The sequence below is a fragment of the Halorussus salinisoli genome (assembly GCA_005239435.1).
GTDB classification, from domain to species: domain Archaea; phylum Halobacteriota; class Halobacteria; order Halobacteriales; family Haladaptataceae; genus Halorussus; species Halorussus salinisoli.
In genome coordinates this window covers 26495-45614 of the sequence record SZNP01000012.1, presented here as the reverse complement: position 1 = coordinate 45614, position 19120 = coordinate 26495, and the positions used below count along the sequence as shown (strand labels likewise).

The window sequence follows — 19120 nt, the reverse complement described above, 5'->3', positions numbered from 1 at the left end:
GATGTACCGGGACAAGCGAGTCGGAGTGGTCGTCCCGGCGTACAACGAGTCCGGACTCGTCGCCACCGTCGTACAGACGATGCCCGAGTTCGTGGACCGAATCTACGTCGTAGACGACTGTTCGACCGACGACACGTGGGAACACGTTCAGCGAGCCGCAGAGCGAGTAAACGGGGTCGTCAAGGAACCCGCGAAAGCCGACGGCGGGGTCGCCGTCAGAAACCGCGTCGTGCCGATACGTCACGAGGAGAACCGCGGCGTGGGCGGCGCGATAACGACAGGATATCGCCGGGCGCTGGACGACGGCGTGGACGTAATCGCGGTCATGAACGGGGACGCCCAGATGGACCCCGACGAACTCCCGCGACTCCTCGACCCCGTGGTTTCGGGGCAGGCCGACTACGCGAAGGGCAATCGACTGCTCCAGCAGGAGTTCCGCCAGGGGATGACCTCGTGGCGGCTATTCGGTAACTGGATTCTGACCTTCCTCACGAAGGTCGCAAGCGGCTACTGGAAGACTATGGACCCCCAGAACGGCTACACCGCCATCTCGCGGGAGGCGCTCGAAACCCTCGGAACCGGGAACTTCTATCACGATTACGGATTCTGTAACGACGTACTCGTCAAACTCAACGCCTACGGGTTCACGGTCGCGGACGTGCCGATGCCCGCGGTGTACGGCGACGAGACCAGCAGTATCGAGTACTCGTCGTTCGTCCCAAAGCTGTCGGTACTCCTGCTCAAGGGGTTCCTCTGGCGACTCCACACGAAGTATCTGGTTCGGGACTTCCACCCGCTGGCGCTGTTCTACCTCTTCGGGGCCGTCTCGCTCGGGGTAGGCGCGATGGCGGGGCTGGCCGCGGTACTGACGGGCGTCGTCGGAGGTACGGGGAACGCAGGCGGCGTGGGAGCGTCGAGCATCGCGACCGCAGTACTGCTCCCCGTCGGCTGTCTCACCCTGTTGGCCGCCATGACACTCGACATGCAGGCCAACCGGGACCGGGAGGTGCGAGCGGAGTGAAAGTCCTCCAACTCGTCACCGAACGGCGACCCTTCTTCGACGAGCAGGTGGCCGCGCTCGAAGCCGCGGACGTCGAGTCCACGGTCTGCGAAGTACCGGGGTCCCATCATCCGGACGAACCCCGGACGGCCGTCGAGTACGCCCGCTTTTACCCCGAGGTCGTGGCGGCGTTAGACGACCACGACCTCGTCCACGCCAACTACGGCCTGACCGCGCCGTTCGCGCTGGCGCTTCCCCGGCGGCCGGTCGTGCTCACGCTCTGGGGGACCGACCTGATGGGCGAGCGCGAGTGGATTCGCCAGTTGAGTCGGTTCTCCGCCGGAGTCGCCGACGCGACGGTGCTTCCGAGTCGGCGGATGGCCGAGACGCTCGGCAGACCCTACACCCTCGTCCCGTTCGGCATCGACACCGACCTGTTCCGGCCGATTCCGCAGGAATCTGCCCGCGAGCGAGTCGGCTGGGACGACGACGAGAACGTCGTTCTCTTTCCGTACGCCTCCGAGCGACCCGAGAAGGACTACCCGCGGGCCGAGCAGGTGGTCGAGCAGGCCGACGCAGACGCCGACCTCCGGACCGTCACCGGGGTCCCACACGACGAGATGCCCTACTACCTGAACGCCAGCGACGCCCTGCTCGTCACCTCCCGGCGCGAGAGCGGGCCGATGGTCGCCAAGGAGGCGGCCGCCTGCGGCCTCCCTGTCGTCTCGACCGACGTGGGCTTCGTCGACGACGTGCCGGGGGCCGCGGTCTGCGAGACGACCGACGAGTTGACGACCGAACTCGACCGCGTACTCGCGGACTCGTCGACCGGGTCGGGTGATTCGCCACAGAGCCGACCGGAGCTACCGCCGGAGTGGCACCTCGAAGCCACCGGGCGGCGACTCCGGGCGGTGTACGAGCGCGTTCTGGACGACCGGCACAGTACGCCGAGCGACGAGAAACCGGGCCAGAGCGGTAACGTTTCGAGGCAGAGCAGTCTCGTTTCCGATCAGACCGACCGAGGAGGCGTCAGCTAATGTCCACTCGATTCAGCGGCCTGCTCGGCGACGTTCGCATCGACAGCACGGCGGCCGCGCTCGGCGTCGTCATCGCGGCCGTGCTGTTCCCGCTCCGCTTTTTCGCCTCGCAGATATACATCGAGACGATACCCATCGTCCTCGGGGTGGCGTGCCTGCTCTACCTGCTCGGGACGCACACCGAGACGAGCGACGACCACGCGCTACCTCGGCTTCCGACCCGCGTCTCGGCGGTCCTCCCGAGCGTGGTCTTCCTCGGAGCGGCGGCGCTGGTCGTCGTCGCTGTCTGGTCGGGCGAGCGAACGCTACTGTTCTACGACCTCGCAGGCGTCCTCGGGACGCTCGTCGTCGGACAAGTAGTGTTCGTCCGAGAAGAGGACTACAATCGAGGCTGGCTCCTCGCTCAGATCGTGGTCCTCGCGGCCGCCATCCGGCTTCCGGGGTTGTACGTGAATCCCGGGTTCATCGGCATCGACATCTGGACCCACGTCCCCAGACTGGCCGACGCCATCATGACGGAAGGGACGCTGGAGGCGATAAACGACAACAAGCACTACGCCGCGCCGTTCTACCACCTCTCGGTAGTGGCCAACGCCCTGCTGATGGACGTGTCGCTCCGGACCGCGCTCCACCTCTCGCTCGGACTGGTGATGCCGCTGACGGTGCTGTTCGTCTACGCGACGGCGAACCTGCTCGTGGCCGAGCGCTGGGCGGTCCTCGCGGCCGCGCTGTACGGCGTCGCCGACTACCCCATCGAGTGGGGGATTCACGTCATCCCGACGAGTCAGGGACTGCTCCTGTTCCTCGCCATCGCCTACATGGTGATACGCCTGATGCGAGTCGAACACCGGCTACGGGACTTCGTCCTCCTGCTACTCGTGTCGGTGGCGCTCATCCTCACTCATCAGGTGTCGACGTTCATCATGCTCGTGCTGTTAGGGTCGACGCTGGTCGCCAGACTGCTCGTGGAGTACGGCCCGTTCGCCGGGTCGGCGAGCGTCTTCAACCCGTTCGACGGCGAGAAGACCGTCCCTATCGCGGGGCTGTTGGTGTTCGACGTGGGGTTCACCCTGTTCATGTGGTCGTTCACGCCGTACGCGGGGGCCGACCAGCCGTTCCTCTCGCTGGTCCTGAGCTACCTGATGGAGACGCTCACGTCGAGCGCCGGATTCCTGAATCTGGTCGGCGGAGCCAGTAGCGCGTCGAGTGGCGGCGGCGGTGCGAGTGCCGCCGCGCCGACGCTCGTAGAACAGGTCGCGCTCTACATGGACACGACCGGATTCCTGCTGTTCATGTTCCTGACCTTCGTCGGGTGTCTCTACGTCGTCCACCGCAAGCGGGCCTCGCAAGCGACGTTCACCCTGCTCGTGGCGACCGCCATCATGATGGTGTTCGTCCTCGGCCTGCCGATGTTCGGCATCGACAACTTCGTGCCCCAGCGGTGGATCGCGTTCATGTACGCTCCGATGGCGATACTCGGCGTCATCGGCCTGGGATACCTCTCTCGCAGTCTCGACTCGCGGGTGTTCGTCGCGCTCATCGTCGTGCTCGCGCTCGTGTTCCCGAGCGTGATGGTGATGTCGAGCAACGGGACGGTAGACGACCCCGTGTTCTCGGGCGAGCGCGAACGACTGAGCTACACCGAGCAAGAACTCGCGGCAGTCGACACCGTCGGCGAGATGACGGGGTCGCCCGACCGCGAGCAACTGACCAGACGTCAGATCCTCTACACCGACCACCCGTATCAGACCGTCTTCACCAGAACGAGGTCGTACCCGGCCAATCCGGGAATCGTGAACGACAGTCGGCCGGTAGACCACGACATCGTCGTCTATCGGGACTACCAGAAGGACGGCGCGTCGTTCTTCCGGACTTCTCAGGACGGAGAGGGCAAGATTCGGAACATCCCGCAGTCGCGACTCTGCCGTCCGACGATGGGCGAGGTGTACGCGAACGGTGACGTGGCGATGTGTTCGTCACCCTGAGGTCGGGTTTTCTTTTCCCGCTTCTCGAAGTGGTTTAAGTGGTGGATAGCCGGGGACGCAGGCTCCGGTGTCCGCCGGGATACTGAGATGGCAATCATCATACAAGTACCTATCCACCGGCTATGTCACGCATAGCTGGCGCGTAATAAACCTCGCTGCGGTCCGAGCGGGATGTATGGAGCCCGACGAAACGACCCGACGACGATACCTGATGGCCGCCGGAACAACCGCGACTGCGATGCTCGCCGGATGTCAGGGGTCGAACCCCGAAGACACGACGACTACGACTGCGACGACGACCGCGAAAAGCGAGGAGACGACCACGGAGAGTGAGGACTACCCCGAGGACACGAACCCCGACGACGGCTACCCACCGGAGTTCGACGACCAGCCCTCGGCGATGGACTTCGACGCCGACTCCTTCCCCACCGTGCGCGAGCAGGCCGAGAGCGGTTCGACGGTCGAGGTCCCACTGGTTCCCCTCGACGTGGCGCACAACCTCTACGCCCGCCGCAAGGCCCGGATGATGGACGCCAGAGCCGAACTCGGCTATCGGGTCTCGCACGTCCTCGGGGCCGTCCGGAGTCCCGCGCCGACGGGCAGTAGTGACGGCCCGACGAACGACTGGCCGAAATCCGACCGCGTCGTCGTCTACTGTCATTGCCCGATCCACCTCGCCGTCCAGCGCGCGGCCAACCTCATCGACAGCGGCTTCGAGGCGGTCTACGCCCTCGCTGGCGGGTATCAGGCGTGGCAGGTCGCCGACTATCCGACCGCCGGAAAGGGCGTCCCCGCGACGGCGAAGACGTGGACTATCGACGGGGAAACCGCCAACAGCGACGCTGACGGCGTCGCCTACGTCTATCACAGCGCGACCGACCAGGTGTCGAGCGCGAAAATTGCCTCGGACGGCTCGTACTCCATCGAGTTCGCGTTCGAGTCCGTCTCGGGGTCCGACACCGTGACCGTCGGCACGCCGAGTTACGAGGTCGAGGGAACGCTCCGTTCGTTCGCCGGGGCGACCGTCACCGCTGACGATGCGACCGGCACCACGACGACGGGATCTAACGAGACGGCGACGACGACAGACGGCACGACAAATAGCACGACTGCGATGAACGGAACCACGACGACGAACAGTACGACCACCAACGACACCGCCATGCCCGGATCCGACGGCACCAGCACCGACAGCAACAGTTCCGACACCGACGACATCTTCGGCCGTCTGGTCGGCGGCCGGTTCTGGTAGTCGGCGACCCGAACAGCGCCGAGCGCGTGCTCGACATTCGAGACCCGTTCGGTTGGCTCGTTTTGGGCGCTCGCAAGCGAGAAATATTCTCCTTTCTTTTGTATCTATATCCCTGTTCTAAAGAAATCGATACGATTCTTACCGCCGAAAAAGAAGCGTCGCGTCTCCTCGCGCCCTACCGACTCCGCCGAGCGACCAGCATCGCGAACGCCAGCGCCGACGCCGCCAGCACTGCCGACCGACCCCGGCGACTCCCAGTCGCCGCGAACCACACCAGCGAGGGGACCTGCCGGGGAGTGACAGAGGCCTGATAGAGCTTCGTGAGACCCGGCAGGAAGCGACCTTCTCGGAGGTAGTACTTTGCGAGGACGAGATTGTGGGCACCGGACACGTCGTAGCCGCGGCGCTCGGACTCCCGGACGAGGTCGGCGTGCTTGTCCAGGAACTCCACGTCGGCCGCGGCCGCGGTGTCGGCGTCGGGCGACCCCGAGTAGTGGCGCACGACCAGTTCCTCGGGGACGTGAGCCAGTTTGCCTTCGAGTAGAACCCGAAGCAGGAAGTCTGGGTCCTGGAACCAGTCGAGGTCCTCGTCGAAGCCGTCGATTCGGCGAGCGACCTCGGTCCGAACGAGGAGGGTCGAACCGGCCCCGGTGTGGAGGGTGTCGGCCAGCGTCGGGCCCACGAGGTCCTCGCCGCCCTCGACCGTGGCGTCGGCGTCGTCACCGGCCGACAGGAGTTCGGCGGCGGTCTCTCTGAGGGCTCCCGACGCGCCGGGCACCGTCACCTCGTAGTCGCAGTAGACCGCGACCCACTCGTCGTCGGTGCCGTCGAGGCGGTCGAGTTGGGCTTCGAGCTTCCGGGGTCTCCACTCGTCGTCCGAGTCGAGGAAGGCGACGTATTCGCCCTCGGCGGCCTCGATTCCGGTGTTACGCGCCGGGTTCGCACCACGGTTCGTCTCGTGGGGGAGGTACCGAACCCGGTCGTCGTCGTAGCCGGTCACGACCGCTTCCGTGTCGTCGGTCGAGCCGTCGTCCACCACGACGAGTTCGAAGTCGTCGTAGGTCTGTGCGAGGACGCTGTCGATGGCTCTGGAGAGCAATTCTGCCCGGTTGTACGTCGGGATAACGACCGAAACTGTGGGCATCTTCTCGGGGCGTACGGTACGACCGGCCATTACTACTGACCGGCTAAACCCGGTTCGAGAAGACGAGTAGACGGACGCGATTCGAGAGAAAGCGCCGGACTGTTTCACGTCGTTGCCGGGCGTAGACCCTGCTTTCCAACGGCTTAGCGGTGCGATAGTAAAGATTGCTACCGCGGAACGTGGGAGGACGATGCCATGACGACAGACTCGCGGACGGCCGGCGCACCGTGCCGAGAGACCGAACTCACGACAGCCGAATCAGCATGCAAAGCACGATTTCGACACAGATACGCTACGAATCGCAGTGGCGGCGACCACGTGGTCGGTGGCGGCGACTCCGAGGAGGTGACTCGTCGTGACGAGCGCGAAAGCGACGAGCGTCCTGCTCGTCGCACTCCTGCTCGCGTCGTCCTTCGGGACCGTCTCCGCCGGGAGTGGCGGGACTGGAGTCGGGGACGCCGACCGAAGTGCGGCGGGAGACGCCGAAAACGCGGCCGGAAACACCGGAACCCAGACCTTCCACGTCGTGCAGGGCGACGAGTGCTACGAGGTCACTGCGGTCGGGTCGGGCGAAAAGACCGTCTCGGAGTTCTACGACTACCGGTCCGGGCCGGGGACGCTGTACGGTTCCTACGGCGACGGCTCCCAATCCATCCAAGAAAATCAGGTCAGCCACGTCTTCGTCTACGACGGTGCTGACGGCCTGAGCCTCGTGATGCTCCACGACGACCTCAACGAGTCCGACGGCGGCGCGGCGTCGTTCCACGTTTCGGGCCTGCCCGAGGACCGCGAGTGGGTCGTGGAGGACGACGACTACCCCGACCGCGACGACAACTTCGTCCACGGCGAGACCGAATCGACCGTCCACTGGATGTGGAGCGACGGGCGCACCGACGGCGCGGCGGTCCGCGGCCTCGACGGTGAGTTCGAGGCAGTCACCATCGACGCCGAGTGGGGCGAGGACTCGTGGGCCTACCGGAACCGAACGAATCCGTGGCCCTTCGCCACCGACGACATCGACGACTGGCAACTCCAGTCGGGAGACGGCACCGAGTTCTCGCTCGACAAGAGCGAGCCGATTACCGTCGAGAGAGGTGGTTGCTCGGAGTCCGGCGGCGACGATTCGGACGGCGACGACTCCGATAGCGACGACTCCGAGTCCGGTGACGATTCGGAAGACGAGAAGTCGGACGCTACGCTCTCGGTCTCCTCGGCGAACGTCACCGCCGACGAGTCGGTGACGTTCGAGGCCAACGGGGTCGCCGAGGCCTGCGAGAACGTGACCTACGAGTGGGGCTTCGACGCTGACGGCGACGTGGACGAGAAGACGGACGACTCGACGGCCAGCCACAGTTACGACGGCGAAGGGAGCTACGACGCCACGGTCACGGTCGTTCACGAAGACGGAAGCGAGGACACCTCCTCGGAGACCATCGAGGTGGAGAGCGGAGAACAGCAATCAGCGTGTGACCCGGAGGAGGAAGAAACGGCGTCGGAGTAGCGTCAGCGACGAACGTCCAGCACCGTCAACGGCGACCGCCAGCCAGCGGTCGGCGCGACGCATCTCGCGTGACGTGACGCCAATCACGTGACGCGATAGTATCGAGTGACGCGACGAGCGACCTCGTCGCATCGCCGCTTCCGAGTCGGTCAGGACCCGGAAGTGGCCCGCTTCTACGTCGTATTTCCGCTTCGAGTTGCGAGAGTCCCGCCGCCGTTTCGGATACCGCCGTACAGGGTGGAGTCGACGACCTCTACGTCGTCACCGTCGACGAGGTAGAGTGCGGCGTAGTCGCCCCACGAGTCGGCGGTCACGCCCTCGAATCGGGTCCGAGAGCCGACGTTGTACATCGGATAGTTGCTCGCCATGTAGGTTCCGCCCGAGACGAGACAGTCGTCGCCGTGAACGTCGATTGCTCGGCGGTTCTCGCCGGGTTGGTACACCGCGAGGTCGTGGAATTCGCAGTGGTCGCGGTGACAGAGAATCGCAGGTCGGCCGGCCTCGCCGGTCGCCCACCCCGAGACGGTCAGGTTTCGGGCGACGACCGGGCCGGGCGCGTGGCCGAAGATGGCCAGCGCGTGGCCGCCGCCGTCGAGGTGAATATCGGAGTCGACGACGGAGACGTGGTTCGCGTTCGGCGCGACGACCATCGCGGTGTTGGGTCGTTCGGCGACTGCGATGTCGGTCCCTTCGATGCGGGCCGACTCCACCTCGTCCTGGACCGAGAGGGCGTAGCCGTTGGGTCGGGACAGGCCGATGCTGACGTTCTCGACCCAGAGGTCCCGGCCTCCGTCGAGGCGGAGTCCGCGCTGGTTCACGTCCTCGGGCCGGTTCTCGTCTACCTCGATTCGAGTGCCACGGACGTAACTCCCGTCGCCAGCGATGCGGACGTTGGCGACGTTGCTGTTCCGGTAGCGGCCGCCCTCGACCAGAATCCGGCCGTCGGGCGTCGCGGCGTAGAGGCCGTTGTCCGGAAAGCCGCCGATGTCGAGGTCGCGCAGGCGGAGCGTGCCACGGTGGTAAGGACTTACCAGCACTCCGGTCGGCCCGACCTCGATGTTTCCGTCGGTGTTCTCGGAGTAGGCACCCCCGTCGGGGGCCGCGAATCGCTCGACGGTTCCCCACCCGTCGGGGTCGAGAACGTTGAACATGCCCGGACCGAGCGTCCCGGTGTCGTGGTGGCCGACGACCCGAACGTCTCGGACCGTCAGGCCGTCCGTGACCTGGGCTTCGACCGCACGCATCCCGGTGTCGGGAGCCGTGAAGTCGAAGGTGAACCCCTCGAAATGAAGGTCCCGACCGGGGTCGGCGAGTACCCCGAGTCGGAACAGCCACGGCGCGGTGGTGTCGAAGTCGGGAGTCGGGACGATTGTCGCGTCGTCGCCGACGAACCCGACGTGATCGTAATCGGTGAGTCGGAACATCTCGTCCATCGCGTACGTTCCCGGTGGAAATCGGAGAAGCGTGTCGGTGGTACTGTTGCCACAGAGCCGATTCAGAACCGGATTTATCGGCTGGTTTCCGGTGTTGTCGGCACCTGCCTCGACTACGTCGACGACGGTATCGTACTCGGATTGGGCCGACCCGTGGCCCGCGAGTGCGACCGTCGCCGCGGCCGCCGTCAGGAAGTTCCGTCTACTCGACTGCTTCGGAGTGTCGTCTTCGGAAGACATCCATCTCTCGCCTCTCAGGAGAGTGCGTTATATGGGGTCGACCGTTTCCAGCGGTGAACGGTTCACAACAGTTGCCAAGCGCCCGGAGCGGGTAGTCCGGCGAGATCGAAGCCGGGGTGCTCGTCAGTCGGTCCGTCTCGCCAGAAACGACCGACACTCCGCGAGGACTGGCGCGCCGTCGTAGAGCCAGACGGCGGCCACGACTCCGGCCAGGGCCATCTCGAACAGGAGTAGCGGTCCGAGTTCGAGCGCCCAGAACCGGATTACCCACGACCGGAGGTAGAACAGCGTCCGGGCGACCAGTCCCGCCTCGGTCGGCGACGCCGGCGAGACCACGACCGGCCACAGCACCGCGCTGAGTGCCAACTCGTCGCCGAGTACGAAGGGGTACACCACGTCGCCGACGAGGTGGGAAACGTGGCCGACGAGGAACGCGACTGCGAGATAGCCCGCTCCGCGGCGGCGGACGGAGAGCCAGAGCGCCAGCGCGAACACCGGGAAGACGAACGCCGAGTGAGCGACCGCGTAGCCCGAGGGGAACACTCCGAACGTCCACGAGAGGGGCTTGTCCACGAGGTCGGGAAAGACGGCCCCGAGTCCGGCCGCGAGCGCGACCCGACCGTTTGGCGACTCTCCGCGGACGACGTGGCTGAACAGCGAGACCAGCAGGTAGCCGAAGGCGACGTGCTCCCACGGCCACATCAGCGGTCGCCCCGCGGTGCTCCGAGCGCCGAGTCGTTCGTTCCGCTACCGTCGCTCGCTGTGACGTCGACGGGGAGGCGGAGCGACCGGTAAGCGTTTTCGACGCTCGGGTCCGACGGCGGGTCGCCACGGTAGACGAGGGCGACGACGCGCAGGTCGTCGCCGGTAGTCTGCGGGGTGACTCGGGCGGTGACGTTCCGCGTCTCGCCGTCGGCGAGTTCGAACTCGCCGCGGTCGACTTCGGTCTGGGCGATCACCTCGACCGAACTATTGCCCGAACCGGACTGATTGGTTCCGGCCGAGCCAGTCGCCGAGTCCGGCCGGTCGATTCGCTGGAAGGCGACCACGTAGCTGTACTCGACCGACGACCCCTCGCGGTTGGTGACGCCGAACTCGAAGGGCTGGGTCTCGCCTCGAACGAGCGTCGAGGGGTACAGCGAAGTCGTCTCGTTGCTCACGTCGCCAGATTGGACGTAGAGTTCGGTGAAACCGTCGTTTGCTGGCGGCGCGACGAGCGCGTACCCGACCGACGACGCGAGGACGAGCAGGCTCACCACGAGCAGGGCCTGCGACCACGAGCGTCCCGCCGAGGCGGTCGAGGTCCCGAGGCCTGACGACGAGTGGCCGAGTCCGGACGACCGGCCGGAGACGCCCGGAAGGGACGGGACGGTGGGTGCGAATCGCTCGTCGGCTGACTGGCGGGCGCGACTCACGAACGCGCCGACCAACAGCACGAACGTCACGCCGAAGACGCCGATCTGTATCGGCTGGGTTTCGATTGGGAACGGCGAGAAGTGGACGCCGAGCGCGACGCTCGGCACGATGACGAAACTCCAGACGACCGCGAGCGCGATTCGCTCGACGCCGCCGATGGCGTGATTCCCCCGGGAGAACGCTTTCCGGAGTCCGGTTCCGGTCGGTCCGATGGTCGACCCGTCGGGCGGCGACCCGGCGGTCGGATACACCAGCGAGACGAGAGCGTATCCCGGTACGAAGACGGTCGTCGGAGCGAGCAGGACGAGACGGACGATACCGTCGAGCGAGAGGGCGGTCACGGCGGCGGCGAGCGCTAGCCAACCGAGCGCGACCAGTAGGTCGAGGTATCCGCGGGCAGCGCGTGACTCCATCGGTGAGAGGTTACGAACGCCCGGGACTTTATTATCAGCCGGGTAAAGTCGATGGTCGAGTGGCTACTGCACCTCGTTGCCAGTCATCGTGAGACCATCGCAACCGACGTCGAGGACGCCGTCGGCCAGCATGCTGTCCTTGACTGTGACGTTGGAACTCGAATCGTTGAGCCGAATCGACTCGTAACCCGAGTAGGAATCGGAGTACACCGACTCTATCCACGCACTGTCGCCGTTGACGATGATGGGGTGGTGAGTCGTCTCGAACGTCCCTCCGTTCACATAGCAGTCGTCGCCGTTGATTTCGAGAGCGCGACGGTAGTCGCTTCCGGGTTGGTCGATCTCCAGGTCCCGGAAGGAACAGTCGTTGCGCTCGCACCGAATGGCGTTCCGGTAGACGCTACCGGGGGCCTGACCCGTGACGGTGATGTTCGAGCAGCCGACTTCGCCGGGGTCGTTGCCGCCCTTGATTTCGATGGCGTTACCGCTCCCCTGCATCTCTATGCTGGACTTCTGGATGTAAGTCGGTCCGGCCTTCTCCTCGACCACGATGGCCTGATTCGTGCGGTCGGTGCGCTGAGTCACCGAGGAGTTGTGAATCTTGGCGGACTCGACGGGATTGAGGACCGTGATACCGTTGCCGGTCGGTTTGTCGAGTACGACCGCCGTGTCGAGGACCTGGAGCCACGAGCCTTGGTCGAGTCGAATCCCGCGCTGGTTGGTGAAGTTCTCGGGGTTGTCGTCGACGTAGACCGTCGCGCCCACGATTTTGCTGTGGTGGCCGCCGATTCTGAGGTTGCTGGCGTGGCTGTTGCGGTAGACGCCGCGCCGGACGATGACGGTCCCCTTGGCGTTTCCGGCGTAGAGACCGTTGTCGGGGAACCCGCCGAGTTGGCAGTCCACGAGTTCGACCGTCCCCTCGTGGTATCGGCTGATGAGGACGCCCGAAGGTCCTCGCCAGAGGTTACCGTCGTTGGGCGTGTTCGACACCCACTCGCCGCCGCCGGGAGCTCGGAACCCCTCGACGACTCCGGTCCCCTTGGGGTCCATCACGTCGAAGAGGCCGGGACCCCACGTACCGCTGTCGTGCTTGCCGACGATGTCGATGTCGCGGACCGTGAGACCGTCCGAAATTTGAGCCTCGATGGTCCGGATGCCGGTGTCGGGGGCCGTCTGGTCGATGGTGAACCCTTCGACCAGCAGGTCTCGGCCGGGAGTGTGGTAGACGCCGAGGCGGAAGAGTCGCCGGTTGGGACCCTCGAAGTCCCAGTAGTTGCCGGGGACGATGGTGGCGTCGTTGCCGACCATTCCGAAGTGGTCGAAACCGGTGTGTCGGAACTCCTCGTTCATCCGGTACCGACCCGGCGGGAAGACGAACAGGGTGTCGTCGCCCGCGTGCTTGTCGAGTACCGGAGTAATCGATTCCGTGCCTGTGTCGTCAGCGCCTGCGTCCGCGACGTCGACGACGGTACTGTATTGGTCTTTCAATTGCTCGATTCGGTCGGTCGACGCTGCGCTGGCCCGGCCGACGAGCGCGGGGGAAGCGCCGCCGAGCAGGCCGACCGCTCCGAGTGATGCGAGAAATCCTCGTCGGGAGTCGGTTCGCGTAGCGTCGTCTGTCGATTCGTCGCAGGCCGCAGATTCGCTATCTCCGGAAGGAATATCGCGTGCCGTAGAGTCTTCGTCGAATGTAGTCATGTTTCCACGGTTCGTCGGGATTGAACCGTGAAAGAAACCTTTCGTTCACCCCAATTGGTTGCTGGCGTTCACATAGCCATCCTTTAAATTAGGCAATTTCTAAATGGCGTAAGCAACCTGGAGAATGAGCCGACGACCGGCACAGAGTCGCGGCCGACGAGTCGGCCGCGACGAACGCGAACGTCCCTCAGACCGGACTGCGTGCGAGTGTGACTAACTTCGCATTCGTTTGAGGTGTGTTTTCCTATCTTTCGGAAACTTTCACATCCTTTAAACCTGTATCTGCGTCGGTATTGTAGTCCTCAGGACGCGTTCTTCTCGACCACGATGCGCACGTCGTCGCCGTCCTTGAGGAGGTACTCGCTCGGGTCGACCGGTTCGCCGTTGACCGTAATCGAGACGTTCGTGTCGGGGTCGGCCTCGCTGTAGGTCGTCCCGTTGTACGTCACGGAGTCCTCGGTGACGTTGATTCCCGACAGCGTGTTCAGCCCGTACTGGAGGGTGATACTCCACGAGTGAGCGTGCCACGGGTTAGCGTGCCCGCCCTCGAAGTGGAAGTGGCGGTGGCCCGACTGGAATCGCTCCTCGCTGAAGTCGACTTCTTCGCCGTCCACGACGAAGGTCATCGGGCCGTGGATGTGCTGTTGGTTGGCGCGGATGTAGTTGCCGGGCACCGAGTAGTTCGTGTCGGCCGTCTCGACGGTGACCCACACTTGGTCGCCGTCCTGAAGCGTGTAGGATTCGGGGTCGACCGACTCGCCGTTCACCCGGTAGTGAATTCCGGTGCCGTTCGTCTCCTCGTTGTAGGTCGTCCCGTCGTAGCTCAGTTGCTCCGCGCTCGCCTCGACGCCGAACGACGAGAGCGCCTCGGCGAGGGTGAGATTCGAACTCGTCCGCCAGGTGTGTTCGTCGTCGGAAGCCATCGACACCTCGCCGCTAGCCAGTTCGTCCAGCGGGAGTTCGGTGCCAGCGACGGCGACGGTCATCTTGCCCGAGAGGTCGCCGGTCGCGTTCGTCTCGCCGGAGTCGTCCGTGGTCGTCTCGTCGCCGTGCGAATGACCGTGGCCGTCCCCGGTGGTCGTTTCGGAGCTATCGTTCGCCGCAGTCGTCTCGCCCGCCTCGGTCGTCAGTTCCGTCGCCGTCGATTCCGCGGTGGTCGTTTCGGTGTCCGCCGAACCGCCGACGTCACCACCGAGCGCCGAACAGCCGGAGAAAGTTATCAGTAATCCGACTACGGCTACGGTAACGACGCGGCGAATCGTTCGCCGGTCCATCAACAGGTTAGTCATAATACGGAGACGGAAGCGTGGGTCAATTATTATCCGTGGGCTACGTCGGACTTAAGCGCGACATAATTATCCCCGGGCGCGTCCAGCGACCGGACAAGAGATGCACGAAACGGCTCGCCGAACAACCCGTCGAGAGGTCCATCCCGCCAGAGGATGAAGGCGGACACGGTTCTCACAGCAATCGTCGCGTTGTGCTGTGTCCTCGCCATCGGAGCGACCTCGACCACGCTCGACTCGACCGTCTCGACCGACCCCGAGGAGGTCACGGAGGTCGAATACGACAAGATACCTCTCGGAACGGGACAAGCGAAGAACCTCGACAGAGCCATCGACGGCGGAGAGTCGGGGTCCGGGGAGTCGGGGTCGTCGTCCGGCGATTCGGACTCCGGGTCGGGGTCCCAGAGCGTCGGGTCGAAGGCCGACGAGAGCGGCGACCGGACCGGGGCGGCGTCGAACCCCGGCGACGGAGAGCAGAGCGAACGGAGCGGGAGCGGCGAGAGCCAGCAACAGCAGAGCGCCGGAAGCGGCGACGAGGAGAATCAGGGCGGAAGTGGGTCGAACTCCCAGTCCGGGACCGGCCAGACCATAGCGGAGCCGAGCCTCCTCGAACGGCTGCTGTCGCTCCTCCAGGACCTGTTCGACCTACTACTGCGGATACTTCCCCTCGTCGTGCTGATCGCGGTGGTCGCCGCGGTGGTCCGGTACCGTGACCGACTCCTCTCGCGGGTCGCTCCGACGCCGCTGGACGAGGAGACGACCGACGAGACCGACCTCGAACCCGACCCGCAGAACGAGGTCGCGTCGGCGTGGTTCGAGATGGTCGAACGACTCGAACTCGGGAACCGACGGAACCTCACTCCTCGGGAGTGTGCGGCGGCCGCGAGACGCCACGGCGTGGACCCCGACGCGGCCCAGACGCTGACCTCGCTGTTCGAGGAGGTCCGCTACGGCGGCGCTCGCGTGACCGAGGAGCGGCGTCGTCGCGCCGAGCAGACCCTCGACCGGGTGCGGTCGCAACTGGAGGTCCGGCAGTGAAGCGATACCGAATCGTCGCGGGCGCTGGCGGCGTCCTCGCGCTCGGGGTCGCGCTCGCGCTCGGCGGCGACCCCGCAGGTGGGGCAGTGGAAGCGATGGTGACTGCGCTCGGCAACGACTACCTCGTCGTGGTCACGTTCGCGGGCGTCGGACTGCTCGTCGCCGCGTCGGCTTTGATGTCGGGACGGAACGACGCCCTCCGCCAGACGGAAACGCCGACGCCCGAGCAACCGGTAACTGCGCCCGCGGCGGGCGACTCCGTGGACGAGGCGCTCGCCAGCAGAGCCGCGCTCCTGCCGGTCGTCGGCGAGACCCGGCGCGAAGAACTCCGGGAGCGCCTCCGAACCGCCGCCGTCGAGACGTGGGTCCGCCGCGGCGAGTGTTCCCGCGAGGAAGCACGGAAGCGCCTCGACGAGGGGACGTGGACCGACGACCGCGAGGCGGCCGCGTTCCTCGCCGACCGCGGGCCGGGCGTCGAGTCCCGCGTGCTGGCGCTCCTGCGCGGCGAGCCGTGGAGTCGCCGCGGCGCTCGGCGGGCCGTGGCGGTTGTCGCCGAGTGGGAGGAAGGAGAGAAAGAAGCGGCCAGCACCGCGCGAGAGACGGCTACTGCCGAACGGGAGGTCGAGGGGTGACGACGACTCGTCGCTGGCGGGGAATCGTGGGGGTGACGTTGCTCGTCGGCGGAATCGGTCTCGCCACGGACCGGCCGTCGCTCGTCCTCGTGTCGGCCGTCGGGGTCGCGTTCGCGGCCTACCCGCGACTCTCGCCCGCGCCGCCCTCGACGCCGACGCTCGAAATCGAGCGCCGACTGAGCGACCGCGCACCTACGCCGGGGGAGTCGGTCGAAGTGACCGTCACCGTGTCCAACGCCGGGGACGACTGGCTCTTCGACCTCCGCATCGTGGACGGCGTCCCGCCCGCGCTGACTGTCACGTCGGGGTCACCGCGGTACGGCGGACCGCTCCGACCCGGCGGGGAAGCCACGTTCAGCTACGTCGTGAACGCCGAGGAGGGCAAGCACGGGTTCGACCCCGCGACGGCGGTCGTCCGCGACCTGAGCGGTGCCCACGAGGTCGAAACCACGGTGGCCGCGGAGACCGAAATCGACTGCACCGTCGCTCGCGGGACGCCGCCGAAGCGGAACCTCGCCATCGAGGACGCGGGCGACCTGCTGACCGACCAGGGCGGCGTCGGCATCGAGTTCTACCAGACCCGAGAGTACCGGCGCGGCGACTCGATGAGCCGAATCGACTGGAAGCGGTTCGCCCGCGTCGGCGAACTCACGACCGTCGAGTACCGCGAGGAGCGCAGCGCCTCGGTCGTCCTGCTCGTGGACGCCCGCGCCGAGTCCTACCGAGCGCGGGAGGGAGAACCCCACGCGGTCGTCCGAAACGTCGCCGCCGCACAGCGACTCACGGGCGCGCTCCTCACTGGACGAAACCGAGTCGGCGTGGCGGCGCTCGGCCGCGAGGACTGCTGGCTCGCTCCGGGGGCCGGGACCGACCACCAGTCGCGGACGATGCGACTGCTCGCCACCCACCCCGCGTTCTCGGCGTCGCCGCCGGGTGACGACGACGGACCGCCGGTCGAGGACCAGATAGCCCGCATCCGGCGTCAGTTGCGCCCGGACACGCAGGTCACGTTTCTCACGCCACTGTGCGACGACGGGGCGGTGACTGCCGCCAGCAGACTGGAGGCTCACGGCCACAGCGTGACCGTCGTGAGTCCCGACGCGACCGGTAGCGAGACGCCCGGCCAGCGACTGGCGGCGACCGAACGAACCAACCGCATCGCGTCGCTCCGGCGGCGAGAGATTCCGGTCGTCGATTGGTCGGCCGACGACGGTCTCGCCGCGGCAGTCGCCAAAGCCGGCGAACGGGGGGCACTGTGACGGGAGCGAGTGCCGACGGAGAGTCCGCGACGGGTGGACCGGGAGTTGCGGTCCGACGCCGACCGACGCGGCCAAGCGCGGCGCTCGCGGCGCTCGCCGCCGCATTCGGGACCGTCCTCGTCGGCGGTCCGGGCGCTTCGGCGGTCGGCATCGTCCTCTCGGGTCTGGCGGCGATGGCCGTGGGCGACGAACTTCGGGCGCGAGGACGGCGCGTATCGTCGTTGCTCGCGCTCGGCGTCGGTGGTGTAGTCGCGGTCCTCGGGGTCCCCGCGGGTGCAGTGCTGGCGGGCGACGTTCCCGGCGTCTTGCAGGCGCTTCCCGGTCTCCTAGGGGTTCTCCTGCTCGGTATCGGACTCGTGCCGGTGCGACGAGCGGGGTCTGGGTCGCGCAGACTGGTGAAACTCGGCGCGGGTCTCGTCCTCGTCGGGGTTCTCGTCGCCGGAATCTTCCGCGCGGTCCCGGCAGGGACGCTCGTCGCCGGGGCGGCCGTGGCCGTCGTCGGGTGGGACCTCGGGGAACACGCGATAAACGTTGGCGAGCAGTTGGGTCGCGCGGCCTCGACGTGGCGCACCGAGGGAGTCCACGCCTGCGGCGCGGGTCTCGTCGCCGGTTCGGCCGTCCTCACGGGGAATCTGGTAGACGGGGTGGGTTCGACCGGGCTTTCGCTCCCGGCGCTCGCACTGCTCGTCGTCGCGGTCATCCTTCTCAGCGTCGCGCTTCACGAGTGACGGCGGTCTTCGGTCGGCGTCGGGCCTACGCCTTGCGTTTGACCGTCGGAACCGACACTTCCGAGAGGATGTCTTCGACGACCTCGGCCCGAGTGGTCTCCTCCACGCGGGCGTCCGCGGTCAACACGAGTCGATGTGACACGACCGGGCGCACGACCGCTTTCACGTCGTCCGGAACGACGTACTCGCGGCCTTCCAGGAGTGCGCGAGTCCTCGTGGTCTCGAACAGTCGCTGAGTTCCCCGCGGCGAGACGCCGACCTGCGTCCGGGCGTCCGAGCGCGTCGCCCGGGTGAGGTCGGTGATGTACGACATCACGTCGCGGTCGACTTCGACTCGCTCCACGAGCGACTGAATCGTCTGGAGATCCGTCGCGTCGAGTTGACGCTCCGCGCTCGGATGGCGGCGGTTGCGGTCGGCCCGGCGTTCGAGCAGTTCGAGTTCGCCCTCCTCCTCGGGGTAGCCGAGACTCGTCTTCACGAGGAATCGGTCCTTCTGGGCCTCCGGGAGCGGAAACGTCCCCTGCCCGTCCTCGACGGGGTTCTGGGTGGCGATGACGACGAACGGTTCGGGCAACTGGTGGGTCCGGCCGTTGACCGTGACCTGCTCTTCCTCCATGGCCTCCAGCAGGGCGGCCTGCGTCTTCGGCGAGGCCCGGTTGATCTCGTCGGCCAGCACGACGTTCGAGAACAGCGGACCGCGATTGAACTCGAACTCCCTGCTGCGCTCGTTGAACACGTCGGTCCCCGTCACGTCGGAGGGCAACAGGTCCGGGGTGAACTGGACGCGACTGAACGAGAGACCGAGCGCAGTCGCCATGCTCTGGGCGGTGAGCGTCTTCCCCGTGCCGGGAACGTCCTCCAGCAACACGTTCCCCTTCGCCAGCACTCCCGAGAGGATGGTCCGCAGGGTCTCGCGCTCGGTGATGACCGCGTTCGAGACGGCGTCTAACACGTCGGTACAGTGCTGGCTGGCTTCGGACGGGTTCATGGCTCCCGGTTGGTGAGACAGCCACGTAGTAATGCGATTGCTAACGTCTGCCCGCGAGCGTCGGGAAACC

General features: G+C 66.3%; 16 protein-coding genes. 9 read left to right on the top strand and 7 right to left on the bottom strand.

Features of this window, described 5'->3' with window-relative positions:
* Position 1: 1 nt before the first annotated feature.
* The 4 genes from E2484_RS24530 to E2484_RS24515 all read left to right on the top strand — a co-directional run bounded on the left by E2484_RS24530 (position 2) and on the right by E2484_RS24515 (position 5274).
* Complete coding sequence (locus E2484_RS24530) at positions 2 to 1021, top strand: glycosyltransferase family 2 protein (protein ID WP_137287830.1); 1020 nt, start codon at positions 2 to 4, stop codon at positions 1019 to 1021.
* Positions 1018 to 2037 (top strand): glycosyltransferase, encoded by a 1020-nt coding sequence (locus tag E2484_RS24525; protein ID WP_137287829.1) that lies wholly within the window; start codon positions 1018 to 1020, stop codon positions 2035 to 2037. The genes E2484_RS24530 and E2484_RS24525 overlap by 4 nt, the downstream gene beginning before the upstream one ends.
* On the top strand, positions 2037 to 4022 hold the full coding sequence (locus tag E2484_RS24520; RefSeq protein WP_137287828.1) for a hypothetical protein: 1986 nt from the start codon (positions 2037 to 2039) through the stop codon (positions 4020 to 4022). Before E2484_RS24525 ends, E2484_RS24520 begins: the two co-directional genes overlap by 1 nt.
* 175 nt (positions 4023 to 4197) lie before the next feature.
* Complete coding sequence (locus tag E2484_RS24515) at positions 4198 to 5274, top strand: rhodanese-like domain-containing protein (RefSeq protein ID WP_137287827.1); 1077 nt, start codon at positions 4198 to 4200, stop codon at positions 5272 to 5274.
* A 175-nt stretch (positions 5275 to 5449) separates the two neighbouring features.
* Here E2484_RS24515 and E2484_RS24510 read toward each other — a convergent pair whose 3' ends face one another.
* Positions 5450 to 6418 carry a glycosyltransferase family 2 protein gene (locus E2484_RS24510; protein ID WP_137287826.1) on the bottom strand — a complete coding sequence of 323 codons (969 nt, stop codon included), beginning with the start codon at positions 6416 to 6418 and terminating at the stop codon, positions 5450 to 5452.
* A 355-nt stretch (positions 6419 to 6773) separates the two neighbouring features.
* Between E2484_RS24510 and E2484_RS24505 the strand changes: the two genes are divergently transcribed.
* Positions 6774 to 7919 carry a PKD domain-containing protein gene (locus E2484_RS24505; RefSeq protein ID WP_137287825.1) on the top strand — a complete coding sequence of 382 codons (1146 nt, stop codon included), beginning with the start codon at positions 6774 to 6776 and terminating at the stop codon, positions 7917 to 7919.
* A gap of 173 nt (positions 7920 to 8092) precedes the next feature.
* Here E2484_RS24505 and E2484_RS24500 read toward each other — a convergent pair whose 3' ends face one another.
* The 5 genes from E2484_RS24500 to E2484_RS24480 form a co-directional block, all read right to left on the bottom strand.
* A complete protein-coding gene (locus tag E2484_RS24500; protein WP_137287824.1) occupies positions 8093 to 9592 on the bottom strand; it encodes a twin-arginine translocation signal domain-containing protein in 1500 nt (499 codons plus the stop codon).
* 123 nt (positions 9593 to 9715) lie between these two features.
* A complete protein-coding gene (locus tag E2484_RS24495; RefSeq protein WP_137287823.1) occupies positions 9716 to 10294 on the bottom strand; it encodes a metal-dependent hydrolase in 579 nt (192 codons plus the stop codon).
* Complete coding sequence (locus tag E2484_RS24490) at positions 10294 to 11421, bottom strand: DUF1616 domain-containing protein (protein WP_137287822.1); 1128 nt, start codon at positions 11419 to 11421, stop codon at positions 10294 to 10296. Before E2484_RS24490 ends, E2484_RS24495 begins: the two co-directional genes overlap by 1 nt.
* A 63-nt stretch (positions 11422 to 11484) precedes the next feature.
* Positions 11485 to 13119 (bottom strand): hypothetical protein, encoded by a 1635-nt coding sequence (locus E2484_RS24485; protein WP_137287821.1) that lies wholly within the window; start codon positions 13117 to 13119, stop codon positions 11485 to 11487.
* Between the two features lie 302 nt (positions 13120 to 13421).
* Positions 13422 to 14408, bottom strand: a complete 987-nt coding sequence (locus E2484_RS24480) for a DUF4430 domain-containing protein (protein WP_137287820.1) — start codon at positions 14406 to 14408, stop codon at positions 13422 to 13424.
* A gap of 153 nt (positions 14409 to 14561) precedes the next feature.
* Here E2484_RS24480 and E2484_RS24475 point away from each other — a divergent pair, with 153 nt between their 5' ends.
* The 4 genes from E2484_RS24475 to E2484_RS24460 are packed head-to-tail and all read left to right on the top strand — an operon-like array spanning position 14562 to position 18062.
* On the top strand, positions 14562 to 15443 hold the full coding sequence (locus E2484_RS24475; RefSeq protein ID WP_137287819.1) for a DUF4129 domain-containing protein: 882 nt from the start codon (positions 14562 to 14564) through the stop codon (positions 15441 to 15443).
* Positions 15440 to 16075 carry a DUF7269 family protein gene (locus E2484_RS24470; protein WP_137287818.1) on the top strand — a complete coding sequence of 212 codons (636 nt, stop codon included), beginning with the start codon at positions 15440 to 15442 and terminating at the stop codon, positions 16073 to 16075. The genes E2484_RS24475 and E2484_RS24470 overlap by 4 nt, the downstream gene beginning before the upstream one ends.
* Positions 16072 to 17334, top strand: coding sequence for a DUF58 domain-containing protein (locus tag E2484_RS24465; RefSeq protein WP_137287817.1), 1263 nt, complete (start codon positions 16072 to 16074; stop codon positions 17332 to 17334). The genes E2484_RS24470 and E2484_RS24465 overlap by 4 nt, the downstream gene beginning before the upstream one ends.
* The gene (locus E2484_RS24460) at positions 17331 to 18062 is read left to right on the top strand and encodes a DUF7519 family protein (RefSeq protein WP_137287816.1); all 732 of its coding nucleotides are present in this window, start codon (positions 17331 to 17333) and stop codon (positions 18060 to 18062) included. The genes E2484_RS24465 and E2484_RS24460 overlap by 4 nt, the downstream gene beginning before the upstream one ends.
* A 25-nt stretch (positions 18063 to 18087) precedes the next feature.
* On the opposite strand, the gene E2484_RS24455 is transcribed toward E2484_RS24460, so the two are convergent.
* Positions 18088 to 19050 carry an AAA family ATPase gene (locus E2484_RS24455; RefSeq protein WP_137287815.1) on the bottom strand — a complete coding sequence of 321 codons (963 nt, stop codon included), beginning with the start codon at positions 19048 to 19050 and terminating at the stop codon, positions 18088 to 18090.
* Positions 19051 to 19120: the final 70 nt, after the last annotated feature.

What these genes read in the sequence shown, in the direction of transcription:
- E2484_RS24455 (WP_137287815.1), bottom strand. Translation starts at nt 19,050, where the DNA reads ATGAACCCGTCCGAAGCCAGCCAGCACTGTACCGACGTGTTAGACGCC.
- E2484_RS24500 (WP_137287824.1), bottom strand. Translation starts at nt 9,592, where the DNA reads ATGTCTTCCGAAGACGACACTCCGAAGCAGTCGAGTAGACGGAACTTC.
- E2484_RS24515 (WP_137287827.1), top strand. Translation starts at nt 4,198, where the DNA reads ATGGAGCCCGACGAAACGACCCGACGACGATACCTGATGGCCGCCGGA.
- E2484_RS24485 (WP_137287821.1), bottom strand. Translation starts at nt 13,119, where the DNA reads ATGACTACATTCGACGAAGACTCTACGGCACGCGATATTCCTTCCGGA.
- E2484_RS24530 (WP_137287830.1), top strand. Translation starts at nt 2, where the DNA reads ATGTACCGGGACAAGCGAGTCGGAGTGGTCGTCCCGGCGTACAACGAG.
- E2484_RS24475 (WP_137287819.1), top strand. Translation starts at nt 14,562, where the DNA reads ATGAAGGCGGACACGGTTCTCACAGCAATCGTCGCGTTGTGCTGTGTC.
- E2484_RS24520 (WP_137287828.1), top strand. Translation starts at nt 2,037, where the DNA reads ATGTCCACTCGATTCAGCGGCCTGCTCGGCGACGTTCGCATCGACAGC.
- E2484_RS24495 (WP_137287823.1), bottom strand. Translation starts at nt 10,294, where the DNA reads ATGTGGCCGTGGGAGCACGTCGCCTTCGGCTACCTGCTGGTCTCGCTG.
- E2484_RS24480 (WP_137287820.1), bottom strand. Translation starts at nt 14,408, where the DNA reads ATGACTAACCTGTTGATGGACCGGCGAACGATTCGCCGCGTCGTTACC.
- E2484_RS24490 (WP_137287822.1), bottom strand. Translation starts at nt 11,421, where the DNA reads ATGGAGTCACGCGCTGCCCGCGGATACCTCGACCTACTGGTCGCGCTC.
- E2484_RS24510 (WP_137287826.1), bottom strand. Translation starts at nt 6,418, where the DNA reads ATGCCCACAGTTTCGGTCGTTATCCCGACGTACAACCGGGCAGAATTG.